The sequence below is a fragment of the Methanobrevibacter sp. genome, from assembly GCF_045116495.1.
Taxonomy (GTDB): Archaea; Methanobacteriota; Methanobacteria; order Methanobacteriales; family Methanobacteriaceae; genus Methanocatella.
Genome location: NZ_JBGULU010000123.1, coordinates 1 through 17,184, shown reverse-complemented (window position 1 = coordinate 17,184; position 17,184 = coordinate 1). Strand labels below are relative to the sequence as shown.

Here is a 17,184-nt window from a genome sequence, read left to right as displayed (position 1 = left end):
CTGACAAGTATGCAGTCAATTTCAGCATTCTGAGAGGTTCTGATATCAGTTATTGAATCTCCGATATAGACTGTTTCATCTTTTGTAACTTCCAATTTCTCCATTATTCTTTTAACACCGCAGGGACTTGGTTTTGACGGATATGACGGGTCGTGACCTTCAATAGATTTAAAGTCAATGTCTTTGAAAAATTCATCAACGTACCCTCTAATAGAATCCGTGGTTCTGTTGGAGTTGATTGCGAGTAATATTCCTTTATCCTGAAGCGCTTTCAATACTTCATGGGTGCCGGCAAACGGTTTGGTATTGTCTTTAGGTGATGCTGAATAGAGTTTTGAGTATGTATTTTTTACAAGTTCAATGTTTTCGGCGGTGCTTTTGTCTTTTAAAATCAGAGATACAATTTCATCGATGTTTCCGCCCAATCTGTCAAGATATTCCTCATGTGTCAATGTGGGAAAACCATGAATTTCAAGAGTCCTGTTAAAGCAGATTACTACGTCCCACACAGAATCAAATAATGTTCCGTCAAAATCAAAAATCGCAAGCTTTTTCATGATTTTAATTATGTTTTTTGGCAAATATATGGATTCCTAAAATTATATTAAAATTTAGGTATGCCTAAATATTTAAATATCATGAAAAAATAATATTACATCAAGTGAAATAACATTCTAAAAAAATGTTGTTTTAAAAAAATCAATATGGAGGATAAAAATGATTATCGGTATTGAAAACCTGAAAGAAAAACAGAAAGAAAAAGAAGAATCAGAATAATGTATCTAACTACATTATTCTGCAAATCAAGTACAACTATCGCCATTCATGAGAAAAAAAATAAAAAAGAAAGTAATAAATACCTTCTAATCTATCTTTTCTCTGTAATTTCAACACAAACTCCTGCTGCAACAGTTTGTCCCATATCACGAATAGCGAATCTGCCCATTTGAGGGATTTCGCTCACGTTTTCAACGCACATTGGTTTTGTTGGTCTGATTTTAACAAGTGCGCTGTCCCCAGTTTTAAGGAAATCAGGTTTTTCACCTGTTGGTTGACCAGTTGCAGGATCATATTTTTCAACCAGTTCTGCAAAAGTACATGCCACTTGGGATGTGTGGCAGTGGAATACCGGAGTGTATCCTGCAGTAATAACACCAGGGTGGTTTAAAACTGCTACATGAGCTTTGAATTCTTTTACAACAGTAGGTGCGCTGTCAGTGTGACCTGCAACGTCTCCTCTGCGAATATCGTTTTTACCTACACCTCTTACGTTGAACCCGATGTTGTCACCAGGTTCTGCTACTTCGTACTGTTCGTGGTGCATTTCAATGGATCTTACTTCACCGGAAGCTCCGGAAGGTTCAAATACAACATTTTCACCTTTTTTCATTACACCTGTTTCAACTCTTCCTACAGGTACAGTTCCTACACCGTTGATGGAGTATACATCTTGGATAGGAATTCTTAATGGTAAGTCTGTAGGTTTTTCAGGAGCAGATAAGTTATCTAAAGCTTCAACGAATGTTACACCATCATACCATGGAGTGTTTTCGGATACTTCAGTAATGTTGTCCCCTTCAAATGCAGATACCGGAACGAATGCAACTTCATCAGGATTGAAAGCAACTGTTTTGATTAAAGCAGACACTTCATCTTTTAATTGGTTGAATGTGTCTTCGCTGTAGTCAACAAGATCGATTTTGTTGATAGCTACAACTAATTGGCTGATTCCTAAAGTTTTGGAAAGGTATACATGTTCTTTTGTTTGTGGCATGATACCGTCATCAGCAGCTACAACCAGAACACCTGCATCTGCCTGGGAAGCACCAGTAATCATGTTTTTAACGAAATCTCTGTGACCTGGACAATCAACGATTGTGTAGTCGTATTTTTTTGTAGAGAATTTTTGGTGTGCAAGGTCAATTGTTACACCTTTCATCTGTTCCTCTTTACTGGTATCTACAACAAATCTGAATTTGTCTTCTCCTCCAACTAATTGTTTTTCGGAAATTACTCCAGCGTTTACAAGCACGTGTCCTACTAAAGTAGATTTTCCGTGGTCAACGTGACCTACAAATGCTAAGTTAATGTGTTCTTTGTCTTTTACCATTAAATTTACCTCCTATATAATTAATTAACAAACAATATCCATACTCCATCATTAAAAATGATGAACAAACGAAGAATTTAATCTTCAAAACAAGTTTATCTTAGTTAATATATAAATCAGGGAAAGAAAAAGCTTTATATCTGAAAAAAAGATTCAATTTATTTTTTCAATGTATAGATACAAATAGGCAGTGCCAGAAGTGTTATTACAGAAGAAATCAGATAAACTGGAGCATATCCGTTAACTGCAAACAGTCCAAGCAGTGCAGGTCCGAATCCCATTGTTCCATCACAGAAAATATAGAATGTCGATACAGCATAGGACCTTCGGTGTTCGGGAGCGTTTCTTGTGACAATAGTTGTACAGGCGGAATTCAGAGTACCGAAACCCAATGCTGCACATACTGCGCAAATCAGAACCGTTAATGCTGACGGCCAGACAGCTATTAAAAACAACCCGACTGCCTGGGCAACAATTCCAACAACACAAATAATCAAATCACCGTTCTTGTCCTGAATTTTACCTGCAACAGGCCTTGAAAGAACAAGAACAATTGAATATACTATGAAAAACCATGAAAAGACAGCAGTCAAATCAACTTCTGCTGCATAAAGCCTGTAAAATGACAGGATTGAAACATATCCCAGGCTTGTAAGTGCTGTAAAAAATGAAACTGGAATGGCCTTGATTTCAAATATCTTTTCAATTCCGGAATAACTGTCGTCATTTTTTTCAGCCAAATCAGGATTATTTCCGGGGTCGTGTTCACTTACGTCAACAAAATAAATGAAAATCAGTGCAAGGCCTGAAAAGACACTTGCCGCTGCAAAGCAGCCATATGGACCAACAGTATCATATAAAAATCCGCTGATATACGGTCCGAGACCGACAGCTATTGTTGTTCCAAGCATAAAATAACCGAATGCTTCTCCAAAGCGTTTTTTGGGAAGTACATCTGAAGCTATTGTAACTATTGCATTGGCAGTCGCTCCAAAACCGATACCGTGAATAAAACGGACGATTAAAAGAAGAGTAACATCATTAACGATAAAATACAAAAGGCATGCAAGAAAATGAATGCTCATGAATATCAGCGCTATCTTTTTCCAGCCGACCTTTTCCAGAGCATTTCCCGAATAGATCCTGGAACACAGTCCGCCGAAGATGTATAATCCGGATACAAGTCCTGCAATAGTAGCAGATGAGCCGAGCGCTGTTGCATATTCAGTTACTGTTGACATCAGTGCATACATCACTAATGCCGAGAAAAGCAGTGCGCCAAATACTAAAAAGAAATCCCTTGTAAATATCCTATCTTCATTAACATTCATTAATTGAAATTTGTCTGAGAAAATTTAAAACATTTTCGTTTGAGAAAAATATTAATATGTAAAAAATATTTTACAATAATCAAATAAGCATAAAACGATTAAAATCAGCGAAAAATAAAAAAAAAAGTTATATATTGAGAAATTTGATGTTTTCAAGTTTCAGCAATTCAATCTTTTTGTCCAGGCCTCCCGCATATCCTGTTAATTTTCCCTTTGATCCCAATACCCTGTGACACGGAATCAGAATAGCTATCGGATTATGTCCGACGGCTCCTCCAACCGCCTGGGCAGACATTGTATCGGATATCATTGATGCAATTTCGCCGTATGTTAATGTTTCGCCATAGGAAATCTCAGAGAGAATCTTCCAGACCTTAAGTCTGAATTCAGTGCCCTGAGGATTTAGTTTAAAATTAATTTTAGGGTTCAAACCTTTGAAGTAATCGTCAAGCCAGTTTTTAACATCATCAAAAATAGGCAGGTCATCTTTTCTTGTGAAATCATCATATGACGGGAAATGCTTTTGGCCACAAAACGAAACTCTGCAAATGGATTCATCATCACCTGCAATTAACATTTCGCCTATCGGTGAGGCATAGGTAGTGAAGTACATTTTTACAAATAATTTTTGAAGAACACTTCAAATTCTTCATCACTCATAGGTTCCGGAGTAGACACATTTTCATTATTCATTATACTTGAAGCAAGGTCCCTGTATTCTTGTGCTTCATCACTTTCAGGGTATTTTTCTATAACGGTTTTTGCATCTAATTCAGCTTCCTGAATTAAATTACTCCTATGAATTGTTCCAACTACATGTGTTCCTATCTTTTTTGCAAAGTCATTGACAATTTGCTCCTCATTGTCCACATTTCTGCAGTTGCACACAATACCGCTAAGGTTTCCTTTAAGCTTTTTAACACCACGGACAATATTGTTTGCAGCATAAAGTGACATGTATTCGCCAGATGTTACAATCAATACTTCATCAGCATATTTTTCACGTAAAGGCACTGAAAAACCTCCGCAAACAACGTCGCCCAATACATCATATACAACGACATCCAAATCATCATTAAATAAATCAAGCTTTTCAAGTCTTTTCATTGCCACAATAACACCACGTCCGGCACATCCCACACCAGGTTCCGGACCTCCGCTTTCAACACATTGAATGCCCTTAAAACCGGTGAAAACCAGATCCTCTTTTTCAGGATTTCTATTTTCTTTTATCGTATGAACAACAGTCGGAATTCTTGAACCGTATAATGTACGTGTTGTGTCAGCCTTAGGATCACAACCTATTACAAGGCAGTTTAAATCATCACTACCCCATACAGCAGACAAGTTTGCTACTGTAGTACTTTTTCCTATTCCTCCTTTTCCATAGATAGCAATTTTTTTAATCATTAGAATTCCTCTCAACTAGCTTATAAACAAAATCATTTTTTCGAACTTTTGTAGGTATTAAAATAGCTACATTTGTATTTTTATCAACTTTTTCAACTGATTCTCCTTCAATCTGCATGGAATCAATCGTATGTGTAATGGAGCCTGTAGTTTGGCCCTGTATGATTATCTTATCACCAATCTTCAAATCATCCCATATCCTCAGTTCGGCTGCCCCTACCTTATTGTAGTAATTTACAACCTGTCCGATGTCCTTTTTAATATATTTTGACTGGTTATCTTCACTAACCTCAAATGGAGTGTTGAAATAAAAGTTGGTGTCGAATCCACGGTTGAACACGCTTGTCAATTCTTCCATCCATTCGTCCTTTACCTCATATCCGGAAGGATTGTCAATATATGAATCAATAGCTTCACGATATATACCGGTTACCATTGCACCATAGTCAGGACTTCTTGCCCTCCCCTCTATTTTAAATGATGCCACACCGCTTTTCATAAGCTCAGGAATATGTTCAATCATGCACATGTCTTTGGGTGAGAAAAAGTTAGTCCTGTAGCTGGCGTCGTCACTTCCTGTAATTATAAATGTCTCATCTTCAACATCACTGAAGTTTATGACATTGTCTTCGCCTTCCTCATATGTCAATGTCCAGTTTTTACGGCAAGGCTGCAGGCAATCCCCACAGTTGGCGCTTCGCCCATACAGTCCGTAACTTAAAAAACATCTTCCGGAAATGGCCATGCAAATTGCGCCATGGATAAATATTTCAGTTTCAATAGGTGATTTTTTAGTAATTTCAGTAATTTCCCTTAAGGACAGTTCACGGGACAGAATGGCCCTTTTAGCACCAAGTTTCTTAAGGGTTTTTAATGTATAAGAGTTTGTTACGTTTTCCTGAACGCTTATGTGGGCTTCAAGACCATGGGCTACAGTATCCTCTATTAAACCGATATCAGATAAAATAAGTCCATCAATTTCAGCAGATGATATGGCCTCCATGTTAGATTCCAATTTAGAGGCTCTTTTTTCATTTAATATAATATTGGTGCACAAATAGGTTTTAGCCCCGTACTCCTTAGCTATTTTAGAAACTTCAGACAAATCATCCAAAGAAAAGTTTTTTGCATTGGCCCTCATGTTATAATCATCAAGGCCAAAGTAAACTGCATCAGCACCGTTTTCCAAAACAGCACGAAGGGAAATGAAATTTCCCGCAGGGGCTAAGAGTTCAACCATATTAATCTAAGGTTTGTAGTAAGTTTCAGCTTCAAGACCATCAGGAATTTCTGTAGGATACTCTTCATTCAAACAGCCTAAGCATAAGTTTTCTTCAGGCATTCCAATAGCTTTGACTAAAGCAGGCAAAGTAATGTAACCTAAAGAGTCAATTTCAAGCTGCTTTTGAATTTCCTCAACAGAATTATTGGCTGCAATCAATTCTTTTTTGGTTGCCATTGCCACTCCATAATAACAAGGCGCAATTACCGGAGGACAGCCTACTAAAAAGTGAATTTCTGCAGGTTCAGCTTCCTTAACAAGGTCAAGCAACTGCTTTGAAGTGGTACCTCTTACAATACTGTCATCAATTAAAATAATCTTCTTGCCTTTAATTGCATCTTTTATAGGGTTCAGTTTTACCCTTACGGCAAGCTCCCTTTCTTCCTGGGTAGGCATGATGAATGTTCTTCCAACATATCTGTTTTTGATTAAACCTTCACCATATGGAATTCCTGATGCTCTGGAATAACCGATAGCTGCAGGAATTGAGGAGTCAGGTACTGGAATTACCAAATCTGCATCAATAGGATACAGTTCGCGTAACTGACGACCTATATTCATTCTGGTTTCATAAACGTTAATGCCGTCAATGGTACTGTCCGGCCTTGCAAAATAAACATATTCAAACATACAGTGTGAAAGTTTGCATTTTCCTGCACTTTCAAGCATGTAAGAGTTGATTTCATCGTTTTTAAAGTGAACAACTTCACCAGGAACAATATCCCTGATGAATTCTGCATTAATTACATCAAAAGCAACTGTTTCGGATGCTAAAATGAATTCGTCATCTCTTTTTGCAATGGCAAGAGGTTTTATTCCCATAGGATCCCTTACACCATACAATTCACCATCGACTAAGATTGTCAATGCATATGATCCTACAAGTTTTTTGCACACTGCCTCAATAGCTGCCAAAACATCCTTGTCATTATCATAATGCTCTTTTTTAAGCATGTAACAAATTACTTCAGAATCGCAGTCGGATTTGAAATAAAATCCTTCATCAATAAGTTCTTTTTTTAACTCATCGGAGTTGACGATATCTCCATTATGAGCCATTGCAATAAATCCGTCACCGAAATCGGTTACAAAAGGTTGTGAATTTTCCAATTTTGACTGACCGGTAGTTGAATATCTTACATGGCCAATTGCCCTGCTTCCCAATAGGCTATGGACATCATAATCCCGGAATACATCGGTTATTAAACCCATGCCACAGTAATGACTCAAACCTTTTTCTGGATTAAAAGTAGCTATACCTGCTGATTCTTGACCTCTGTGCTGTAAAGCATACAAACAATAATAAACAAAAGATGCAACATTTTTGGATTCATCTGAACAGTGAATTCCAACAATACCACACTTATCTTCCATATCACCTTGCATTTATAAACTCCCTATTAAAATAGTATGATTATAATTATCTAAAAACTAGTATAAAATTATAATTGTTTTTAGATTTAAATCACAAAAATTTCAAAATGCAATTGGGATTGTCATACAACACAAGCATCATGAACTTTCCCCATTTCATTTTTGATTAAAAATAAGCAAAAAATTAAAATAATAAACAGCACACTTAAATTACATCAAAATTTGATGATTAAAAAAAGGAATTCTTTGACAATTTAAAAATCAAAGACTCAGAACTGTATTAGAGATATATTGAATGGAAAACCAACGAAAAGGAATAACCTACTTAATCCCAAAAATTCTCGAAAGTATTTGGAATGTCATAATCATCTCTAACTTCAGGAACTTTTTCTTCCTGATTATTTTCTTCATTTAACTCTTTTTTCAGCTCTTCAGCATTGTTATCTACAAATATCAGTGCAGTTCTTACGATATTCAACCATTCAACAGCTTTTGATTTTGATTCCGCAGCAATATAGTTTTGTCCAACTATAATGTTTTCTGGTCTGAATTTATCTGTAGCAATGACAATCCTGTCCTCATCGACCAGATCCTGCCTGAATGTTTCCTGCCAGAGCTCCTCCAAATTGAAAATTTCCAGAATATCCTTTGAATAAATGTCTTCATAGCGCAATTTGAAAGCGGAAAAATCAGCTCTTACCTCATCAATATCTTCCATCAATTCTTTATTCTGCTGAGTTAAAACTTCACTTTCCTTGATAAGTTTATTATAGTCATCCAACAGGCTATTGTAATTATGAGTTATTTTCATCAACTTATTTTCCAATGTATGGATGTTGATTAGATTTAATGAATAGGACAGTGTTGATTTTATTATTGAATTGAGGATTTCCTTTTCGGCCAGTTTGAAATCAATTGATTCATCCTCAATGATAATGTTATTATAATCAAACAGACCTATGTGATTAAAATCAGTTTTTAATTCATTAAAAAGAATATTATATGTTTCATCATGACCATATCCTCCGATTAATAAGATATCGGCACCACCAGCTACCTTTTTAACAATAGCTAAATCTGTGGTTGGAATGATTGAGGAAACAATAATATTATAATCCCGCTCAAGTTGAATATTGTTGACGGCTTTAGAAACAAGCTGTGCAACATCCAATCCCTGAACGATAATACGAACATCTATTTTAGATTCGTGGTTTTCATTATCCATTAAAATTACCTAAATTTTATTAATCTTTTCATGCCAAGCCCAAGCAGACTCTACAATTTGCTCCAGGTCATATTGAGGAGTCCATCCTAACTTTTCATGAATTTTAGTTGAATCCGCTATCAGTATAGCGGGATCACCTTCACGGCGTTCATCTATTTTAACTTCAAAATCGCATCCTGTAACCTTCTTGCACATGTCAATAACTTCACGAACGGAGTATCCTTCACCGTTTCCGAGGTTAAATATGTTGGATTCATTTTCATTGCATAAGTATTCATATGCTTTAATGTGTGCATCTGCAAGGTCATTTACATGGATGTAATCACGGATACAGGTTCCATCAGGAGTATCGTAGTCATCACCGAAAATGGATATGCTGTCCCTTTTTCCGATAGCAGCATCCAATACCAATGGAATCAAGTGGGTTTCAGGATCGTGCAATTCTCCGATTTCACAGTCAAAATCACATCCTGCCGCATTGAAATATCTTAAAGATACATAATTGAAATCACCTTTTTCAGCTTCTCTCTGGAGTGCCTTTTCAGTGATGAATTTGGAGTGTCCGTAAGGATTGATTGGTTTTAAATCTGTATCTTCAGTAATTGGAATCTGTGTAGGATTTCCATATACTGCGGCAGTTGATGATAAGATAAATTTGTCAACGCCGAATTCCCTCATTATTTTCAGGAGATTTAAAGTGTTTTTATAATTGTTTTTAAAGTATTTCTGAGGCATTTCAACGGATTCTGCTACTGATGAAAATGCAGCAAAGTGAATAACACCATCGATATCATAGTTTTTAAAGACTTCTCTTAAATCGCCGCTACCAAAGTCACAATCTTCAAAGAATCCCCATTTTACAAAGTTTTCATAACCTTTGCAGAGGTTATCAACAACAACTGTGTCATAACCTGCAGCGTGCAATGCCTTATTTGTATGGGAACCTATATAGCCGGCTCCACCAGTAACTAAAATCATGTTGACACCTATACGAATTTACCTAATTTAAGCAATGCTTTTGGAGATAATTTTACTAACTTTTTAACAATTTCTGTAGTGGAAATTTTCTCAAAGTCTTCTCCTTGGAAAGCATGAGCGATATCATCCAATTCCTTGTCAGATAATGTTAAGAGGTATTCCTGTACTTTTTTATATCTTTTGATTTCATGGTCCAATTCTTCGTGAGCCATTTTATCATATAGTTTTAAGAATTTTTTAGAGCAGTCTTCCTTAATGGCCTGTGCAGCTACCTGACCTGCACACATTCCACCGGTCATTCCTGAAATGATTCCTCCACCGGTCAATGGGTTTACCTGACCTGCTGCGTCTCCGACAACCATAATATTGTCATCATATAATTTTTTAGTCATTCCGCCAACAGGGTCCCCACCTACATTTAATTCAACTGCCTGAGCATTTTTCAAGTAAGGGGATTTTGCAACAAAATCATCCAAGTATTCTTTAGCTGTTTTTTCCGCTTTGTGAGGCAATATAGCTAAACCTACATTTGCAATGTCATCACCTTTAGGGAAAATCCATACATAACCTCCAGGTGCGCATGAACCTAAGTAAAACTCAATTACTCCAGGTTTTTCAAATTCCACATTACACATTTCGTACTGTACACCGGATTCCATTTCTTTTGGTTTTGCTGCAGGTCTTAATCCTGCCCATCTTGCAACGTGGCCTTCAGGACCGTCTGCTGCAATTAAAATTTTACATTTGAAAACTTCTTCTTTTCCCATTGATTCAGTTTCAACAATAAATCCGTTATCAATTTTTTCAATTCCGGTTACTAAAGTTTTGATTCTGATTTCAGCACCTGCTCTTGCAGCATCCATTGCCATATGTTTATCAAAGACTTTTCTTTCTAAAATGTAACCTGCTTCAGGGATTTTTACTTGATCTTCGGTTAACCAGACATCTGTTCCGTCAGGTGTCTGTATTCTTACACCTTCAATCTTTTTGGTAATCCAACGAGGAGATGGTTCAATTCCTAATTTTTCAAGGCCTTGAATTGAAACTCCTTCTGCACATCTTTTTGGTGATCCTATTTCGGATTTTTTATCCATTAAAATTACTTTTGCTCCACCTAATGCGGCGTGTTTTGCTGCACTGGAACCTGCAGGTCCAGAACCAACTACTATTACATCAGTTTCAATCATATAAATCATTCCTCTTTTTCTAAAGCGTCAATTGGACATGCTTTAATGCATGTATCACAGTCTCTACATTCATCATCATTAAATACCAATGAGTATTCTCTTACTTGTATTAAATTTCTTGGACAAACTCCAGCACATTCTCCACAGAATGAGCACCAATCTTTAACAATCATAAATATCTCCTTATATTAACAGTTTATGTTATGAATAGTAAGTATTTTATCATATTTAAAAGTATAGTAAAAATAATAATTATTTAAAGAAAAAAAAGAAAAATAAAAAGTTTTAGGTATTATTTCACCAATAATACCGGGACTTCACAAGTCCTTAATAATCTTTCAGAAACAGAACCTATTTGAGTATCTGACACATTATTGTCTTCAAATGAGACAAATCTATTATTATTTGACCCGTGTGCATGGATAACAACTAAATCCGCACGGGTTTGTTCAACAATGAATTTCATGTCCCTCAATGGGTCTGCTGTAAGCAAGTGTTCGGTAACTTCAATTCCAAATTTTCCTGCTTTTTCAGTGATTTTCGCAAGGATTTCATCACCGGAATCTTCCTGTGAATCAAAGCTGTTTAATGAAAATTCCTCAAGGACATGGACTGCAGCTATTTTGGATGAGAATTTCTGAGCAATTTCAATAGCAATATCTGCAGCTTCATATCCATAGTCAGACCCGTCAACGGGTACCATTATTACATCAAACATCTAACAGTCTCCTTTGAGATAATCCGCATGACAGAAATCAATGAAATTATCCACAATCTCATCGATGTTTTCACTATCGTCAATGATTTTTCCATCATCCATAAATATTGCCCGGTTACTCAATTCCTTGATAAAGTCAGTGTTGTGTGAAATCATTACAATGGTGATTCCATATTCTTTTGAAATCTTTTTGAGTGAATTTGTAACATCTCTTAAAGTAACAGGATCCAGATCACCGAACGGTTCGTCTAAAAGTAAGAATTTAGGCCTTGAAATAAGAATCAGTGCCAGCATTACACGTACCTGCTGACCTCCGGACAATTCATATGACCTTCTAGGCAATATATCCATGTCCAAATCAAGACTTTCAAAGATATCTGCTACAGCTTCTTTGGTAGCGGTTTCAGGGAATCTAGGGAACAGGTCATTTAAAATTTCTGCATCCAATCCAATCTGTTCCAAACGACGTTTCGCTTCATTTTCAGGCAAATCGGTCAATAGATAAAATGAATCCAACAATTCCTCTCCAATACCGATTTTTCTAGCTCTTTCCTGAGCATCTTTGACAATGTCCTGGTTTTTATAACCTAATCTTGTAGCCAATTGACTTAAAACAGTGGCATAATGAACAAGTGCAAATTCCTGATGCATGAAACCCAATTTAGAGCGTATTTTCATACGGCTTAAACCAGGAATTTCAATGTCTCTCCATTCATCCTCAACATAATATAAGACATCTCCTTCATCAGGAGAATCAAGTCCTCCAAGCATCCTTAAAAGGACTGTCTTTCCGGCTCCGCTCGGACCGATAATGCTTAAAATATTTTCATTTTGAACCATGAAGTTAATGTCCTCCATTTCAAGAACTTCTCCACCGGTTAACAGATAGAACCTTTTTCTGATATCGCGAGCTTCAATAACATCCTCATCTGTTGCGATGTTTTGAATATCAACAATAGGTTCCATATCCTTCATGAATTTATCACAAATCTCTTCAGGACTTCCTTCATCAGTAATTTCACCATCTTCAAGTAAAATAACCCTATCTGCAAGGTATTTTTGAACATCAGGCAAATGAGAAACGATAATTACAGTAATATTCAATTCCTTATTGATTTTTTTAACTGCATCCAATATTTCCTGTTTAGTTTTAGGGCATGCCATGGTAGCTGGTTCATCAAGAAGTAAAGCTTTTGGCTGTTTAGCAAGCTGACGAGCCATGATAAGTCTTTGTTTTTCACCACCACTTAAAACAGACGCATAATGATCAGCCTTGTGTGTAAGTGAAACCAACTCCAAAAGCTCATCGGCCTCATCACCGAATTCACTTTCAGCGGTTTCAAAATTAGTGTCACTTTCATCAAAGTAATTTCTGGCATACAGTTTTCTCAATACATTTTCACGCACAGTATCCGGCCAGAGACCAAAAGACCTTTGAAGATGAATAGCAGTTTCCTTTTTAAGGTTGTTGTAATAAAATTGGGATTGTCCCGCTTTTACAGTAACATCACCAACAGTAACGCTACCGCTGTCAATGTGTTCAACCCCTCTTAATGCCCTTAGAAGTGTAGTTTTACCGGAACCGCTTTTTCCCATGATTCCTAAAATTTCACCTTCTTTAACTTCAAAACTAACATCCTTAAGTGCAGTAATCTTAGTTCCATTATCCAATTCATAATCTTTACTTACATTTTCAACTTTTATCATTCTTTATGCCCCTTTTATACTAATACAATTTTATTCATGAAACTATTTATATTTTATATGTACATATTTAAAAACAAGTGATAAAAATGGCTAGTGAAAATAAAATTCAAGAGTATCTAAATAGTTTAGAACAACAAAAAATAATGATTGAAACACATTTTGCCAATATGGAAAGAATTCTAAATGACAATCCGAAATTAGACCAGGAAAAAGCATTTGCACTACTGTCTAACTTCAATACCTTAAATATTCAATATGACCAATTATGTAATGACATGATTGCATTTATCCAAATATTCAAGGACGATGATGAGCAAGAAATTAGGCTCTACAAAACAGAGGAACTTATAGACTTATTGGAAAAGGCAGTTAATCAAATTTAACTGTCAAAATATAATTTAACAATATCCGAACCATTTGTAGTTGAGTTTTCGGCTACAACTTCACCATTTCTCAAAAGCTGTATTTTAAGTTCGCCTTCACCACTATTTTTCTGAGCATCTATTTCAACATCATCCCATGCGGCACAATCGAGAGAGAAGGATCTTGTACCTGAGCCTGATTTTTCAACAAGATAACTTGGATTGCCCATTTTAGCGGACCAATCCCCATCACCTTTTATAATGGCTTTGAATGGATAAGATGCAGACTGGTGGTGACTTCCATCATCAGCAACAACATTTAATGTATCGTTTTGGGAAACTTGGGAATTATTATTTACAAAGGAAAACAACAATAATATAATTACTATCAAGCCCAAAACAATCATGAGTTTCCTAGCTATACTTATGTTCCATCCTTTATTGTTTTTTGAATTATTTACAGTTTCTCCCTTTTCCTGAGACAGAACATACATACAGTTAACACAATAGGTAGATGCAGTTGAATTTTCATACCCGCATCTTGGACATTTAACCATAACTTTAATTCCTTTATATTTATATTAGAAGTTTTTAAAAATTCTTATATTTAAAGTTAATGTAAAATAAGTTGTTTTTAATATAACTTGATTAGAAATTAGTGATAATAATTATAGACATTTTCAGCCGTTTTTTGATTCATGCCCTCTATTTTAGCCAATTCCTCAATTGATGCCTTTTTAATGTTATCAATTGTTTTGAATTCTTTTAAAAGATTAACCTTTCGTTTTTTGCCAATTCCAGCGATATCATCAAGTGAAGATGAGGATATATCTTTGCTGCGGAGTTTTCTGTGATATGTTATTGCAAAACGATGGGATTCATCACGCACTTGCTGAAGCAAATGCAAAGCCGGATTATTTTTAGGAATGATAATTGGACGAGAGGAATTTGGAATAAATATCTCCTCAAATTCTTTGGCAAGACCAATGATTGGAATATGAGTGAGATTTAATTTCTCAAGCACTCCACAGGCCATACCCAGCTGTCCCTTACCACCATCAATCACTATAAGGTCTGGTTCCGGATCCCTATCCACCATTTTTAGTCTGCGGGTCAATAGCTCCTCCATCATTGCAAAATCGTTAGGTCCGGGAGTTTCCATTTTGAAATGTTTATACAGCTTTTTGTTCGGTTTTCCGTCTTTGAAGGACACCTTTGAACCAACCGCAAATTTGCCCGAAATATTACTTATATCATAACCTTCAATAACATGAGGAAGTCTTTCAAGCTTCAGATATTTTTTAAGCTCAATTAAAGCGGATTCCATCTTTTTCTTCTGATGGCGAATGATATCCGCATTTTTACGGGCCATCTTAACCAGACGTAATTTGACGCCTTTTTGAGGAACCTTGATACTGACTTTATTTCCCCTCAAATCGCTTAACCATTCTTCCAGCAGTTGCTTTTCATCAATGTTCTCATCCAATAAAATTTGTTTTGGAACATGCCTGTTGTACCCGTAGTACTGCTGAATAAAGGCAAACATGATTTCCGATGAGGAATCATCCTGGGATGCGCTCATCAGAAAGTCGTCCCTTCCAACAATTTTACCGTTTCTGATTGGCATGATAATAACCACAACCTCATCATCATCCTGGGACATGGCTATTACATCCTGGTCCAGATCATCATCAACCAAATCTACAAACTGTTTTTCCATAATTTCCTCAATGGATGCAATTTGGTCTCGAATAACAGCCGCTTTCTCATATTCCTCATTTTGAGCGGCCTCCATCATTTCACTTTTGAGATTTCTGACAATAGTTGAATATTTGCCTTGGAAAAACAGATCAATTTTATTAATGATTTCAGAATACTCCTTTTCTGTAATTCCTCCAGTGCATGGAGCATAGCACAAATCAATTTGAGAATTTAAACATGGTCCGTTCATATTGCGGCAAGTTCTAATCTTGAACAGGGACTTTAAAAACTTAACAGTTTGCTTAACTGAACCCACATCTGTAAAAGGACCGTAATAAATTCCATTTTTAGTTACGTTTCTTGTTATCACCAAACGAGGGAACTTCTCATCTGTTATTTTGACATAAGGATATCTCTTATCGTCCTTTAGTTGAACATTATATCTTGGACGATGCTTTTTAATTAGTGTTGCTTCCAAAATCAAAGCTTCTTTTTCAGAATTAGTTACAATATACTCCAGACTATCGAAATGACTCATTAATATCTGAGTCTTTGGTCTGTCAAGCTTTTCGCGAAAATAAGATTTAACTCTTTTTATTAGGCTTTTTGCTTTGCCTATGTAAATTATTGTATCAGATGCATCGCGCATTATATAAACGCCGGGTTTATTCGGCAAATTATCAGGAGATTTAATTTTGGTTGACATAAATGCCTCCTAATTAAGTTCAACTTTATCATTGACGATTTTAACACGGTTATTTGCAATCATCAAATCTAAAACACTGTTAATTCTTGTGGCAGTCTTTTTAGAAGTGGACCTGAATCCGAAATTGCGTGAAGCCTCTTTAGCAATTTGTTTTGTTGAAATATTTTGGTTATGAATCAGCACCATTTCAATGCTTTTTGCAATTTCCTCATCTGATATCAATTCAATGTTAGGTTTATTTCTTTTTCTGATGATTACATTATTATTTGAAGCATCATAGAGGAAATCACCTATCTTTATAATATCACCTGAATTTTCAGCTTCATTAATAGCTAATTTTACAGTATTTTTCAAATTGGAACCTGCCCTTTTAATATTACAGCTATCCTTAATTCTTGTAGTTACTTCCTTAACATGTACCGGACCTTCAATATCCACAATAGCCTTTACAGATTCTGAAACTTTAGAAATAGGTAATGCATACAAATCATTTTGAGGAGTCAGACCAATATCAGTAGCTTGAACATAATCAATTATTTCATCTTCAATTTTCTTTTTGCCCGGAAGTTTTTTATCATCAAACGCTTTTAATTTATTTGAACTTTTAAATCTCTCTTTTTCAATTTGCTTATAATCATCGTCAGCAGTTTGAATAATATCCTCCAAAGCTTTGTCTCTAAGTTCTTCACGACCAAATTGACCCTCAATAGGTGCAATAACATCATCATCAAATGCCATTTCACTTTCCTGTGAATCTCTCAATAGTTCTTTTTCTATTCTTCTTTCCTCTTCAGAGGATGTTGCCTCTTCCTCCATCTGAATGATTCTGTCGGAATCATCATCGCTTGGTCTTGACAAGTAATCGTTTGGATCATAATCTTCTGTCCTATCAACGACTGAAACATAATCTATTTGAGTTGGATTTTCAATTTCATTAAGGGATTTGTTAATGTACTGCATATCTTTTTTAATTCCCTTAATAGAGTCTCTTATAGACCTGTTCTTATGTTCATTATAATAAACATTATTTTTTCTTAAAGGATTTGTCACATCTGTTGCACCTTTAAAGTAGACAACATCATCAACAGACATT

Annotated in this window: 17 protein-coding genes; 1 reads left to right on the top strand and 16 read right to left on the bottom strand. The window is 35.8% G+C overall.

The window, feature by feature from the left end; all coding sequences use genetic code 11:
• The 13 genes from ACJMLH_RS06740 to ACJMLH_RS06680 all read right to left on the bottom strand — a co-directional run.
• The coding region (locus ACJMLH_RS06740; protein ID WP_405276018.1) for an HAD family hydrolase at positions 1-557 on the bottom strand (557 nt) is incomplete at its 3' end.
• A 311-nt stretch (positions 558-868) separates the two neighbouring features.
• Entirely contained in the window at positions 869-2,110 is a 1,242-nt protein-coding gene (gene tuf / locus ACJMLH_RS06735) for a translation elongation factor EF-1 subunit alpha (RefSeq protein ID WP_405276016.1), read from the bottom strand.
• A gap of 158 nt (positions 2,111-2,268) precedes the next feature.
• On the bottom strand, positions 2,269-3,441 hold the full coding sequence (locus tag ACJMLH_RS06730) for an MFS transporter (protein ID WP_405276014.1): 1,173 nt from the start codon (positions 3,439-3,441) through the stop codon (positions 2,269-2,271).
• Positions 3,442-3,568: 127 nt separating this feature from the next.
• On the bottom strand, positions 3,569-4,054 hold the full coding sequence (locus ACJMLH_RS06725; RefSeq protein WP_405276011.1) for a methylated-DNA--[protein]-cysteine S-methyltransferase: 486 nt from the start codon (positions 4,052-4,054) through the stop codon (positions 3,569-3,571).
• Between the two features lie 2 nt (positions 4,055-4,056).
• Positions 4,057-4,851 (bottom strand): Ni-sirohydrochlorin a,c-diamide reductive cyclase ATP-dependent reductase subunit, encoded by a 795-nt coding sequence (cfbC, locus tag ACJMLH_RS06720; RefSeq protein ID WP_405276009.1) that lies wholly within the window; start codon positions 4,849-4,851, stop codon positions 4,057-4,059.
• Positions 4,844-6,091 carry a peptidase U32 family protein gene (locus ACJMLH_RS06715; protein ID WP_405276007.1) on the bottom strand — a complete coding sequence of 416 codons (1,248 nt, stop codon included), beginning with the start codon at positions 6,089-6,091 and terminating at the stop codon, positions 4,844-4,846. Before ACJMLH_RS06715 ends, cfbC begins: the two co-directional genes overlap by 8 nt.
• Positions 6,092-6,097: 6 nt before the next feature.
• Positions 6,098-7,519, bottom strand: coding sequence for an amidophosphoribosyltransferase (gene purF / locus ACJMLH_RS06710; RefSeq protein WP_405276005.1), 1,422 nt, complete (start codon positions 7,517-7,519; stop codon positions 6,098-6,100).
• Between the two features lie 313 nt (positions 7,520-7,832).
• Positions 7,833-8,732: a hypothetical protein gene (locus ACJMLH_RS06705; RefSeq protein WP_405276003.1), complete on the bottom strand. Its 900-nt coding sequence runs from the start codon at positions 8,730-8,732 to the stop codon at positions 7,833-7,835.
• 9 nt (positions 8,733-8,741) lie between these two features.
• Positions 8,742-9,710, bottom strand: coding sequence for a UDP-glucose 4-epimerase GalE (gene galE / locus ACJMLH_RS06700; RefSeq protein WP_405276001.1), 969 nt, complete (start codon positions 9,708-9,710; stop codon positions 8,742-8,744).
• Between the two features lie 8 nt (positions 9,711-9,718).
• The gene (locus tag ACJMLH_RS06695; protein ID WP_405275986.1) at positions 9,719-10,897 is read right to left on the bottom strand and encodes an NAD(P)/FAD-dependent oxidoreductase; all 1,179 of its coding nucleotides are present in this window, start codon (positions 10,895-10,897) and stop codon (positions 9,719-9,721) included.
• A 5-nt stretch (positions 10,898-10,902) separates the two neighbouring features.
• The gene (locus ACJMLH_RS06690) at positions 10,903-11,070 is read right to left on the bottom strand and encodes a 4Fe-4S binding protein (RefSeq protein ID WP_405275984.1); all 168 of its coding nucleotides are present in this window, start codon (positions 11,068-11,070) and stop codon (positions 10,903-10,905) included.
• A 119-nt stretch (positions 11,071-11,189) separates the two neighbouring features.
• Entirely contained in the window at positions 11,190-11,615 is a 426-nt protein-coding gene (locus ACJMLH_RS06685) for a universal stress protein (protein WP_405275982.1), read from the bottom strand.
• Positions 11,616-13,322: an ATP-binding cassette domain-containing protein gene (locus ACJMLH_RS06680; protein ID WP_405275980.1), complete on the bottom strand. Its 1,707-nt coding sequence runs from the start codon at positions 13,320-13,322 to the stop codon at positions 11,616-11,618. It abuts the gene before it with no gap.
• 86 nt (positions 13,323-13,408) lie between these two features.
• Between ACJMLH_RS06680 and ACJMLH_RS06675 the strand changes: the two genes are divergently transcribed.
• Positions 13,409-13,705 (top strand): hypothetical protein, encoded by a 297-nt coding sequence (locus tag ACJMLH_RS06675; protein WP_405275978.1) that lies wholly within the window; start codon positions 13,409-13,411, stop codon positions 13,703-13,705.
• On the opposite strand, the gene ACJMLH_RS06670 is transcribed toward ACJMLH_RS06675, so the two are convergent.
• The 3 genes from ACJMLH_RS06670 to ACJMLH_RS06660 form a co-directional block, all read right to left on the bottom strand.
• Positions 13,702-14,241 (bottom strand): zinc ribbon domain-containing protein, encoded by a 540-nt coding sequence (locus tag ACJMLH_RS06670; protein WP_405275976.1) that lies wholly within the window; start codon positions 14,239-14,241, stop codon positions 13,702-13,704. The genes ACJMLH_RS06675 and ACJMLH_RS06670 overlap by 4 nt on opposite strands.
• Before the next feature lie 98 nt (positions 14,242-14,339).
• Complete coding sequence (gene uvrC, locus ACJMLH_RS06665; protein ID WP_405275974.1) at positions 14,340-16,091, bottom strand: excinuclease ABC subunit UvrC; 1,752 nt, start codon at positions 16,089-16,091, stop codon at positions 14,340-14,342.
• A 9-nt stretch (positions 16,092-16,100) separates the two neighbouring features.
• On the bottom strand, positions 16,101-17,184 hold a 1,084-nt coding region (locus ACJMLH_RS06660), incomplete at its 5' end, for a DUF3320 domain-containing protein (RefSeq protein ID WP_405275972.1).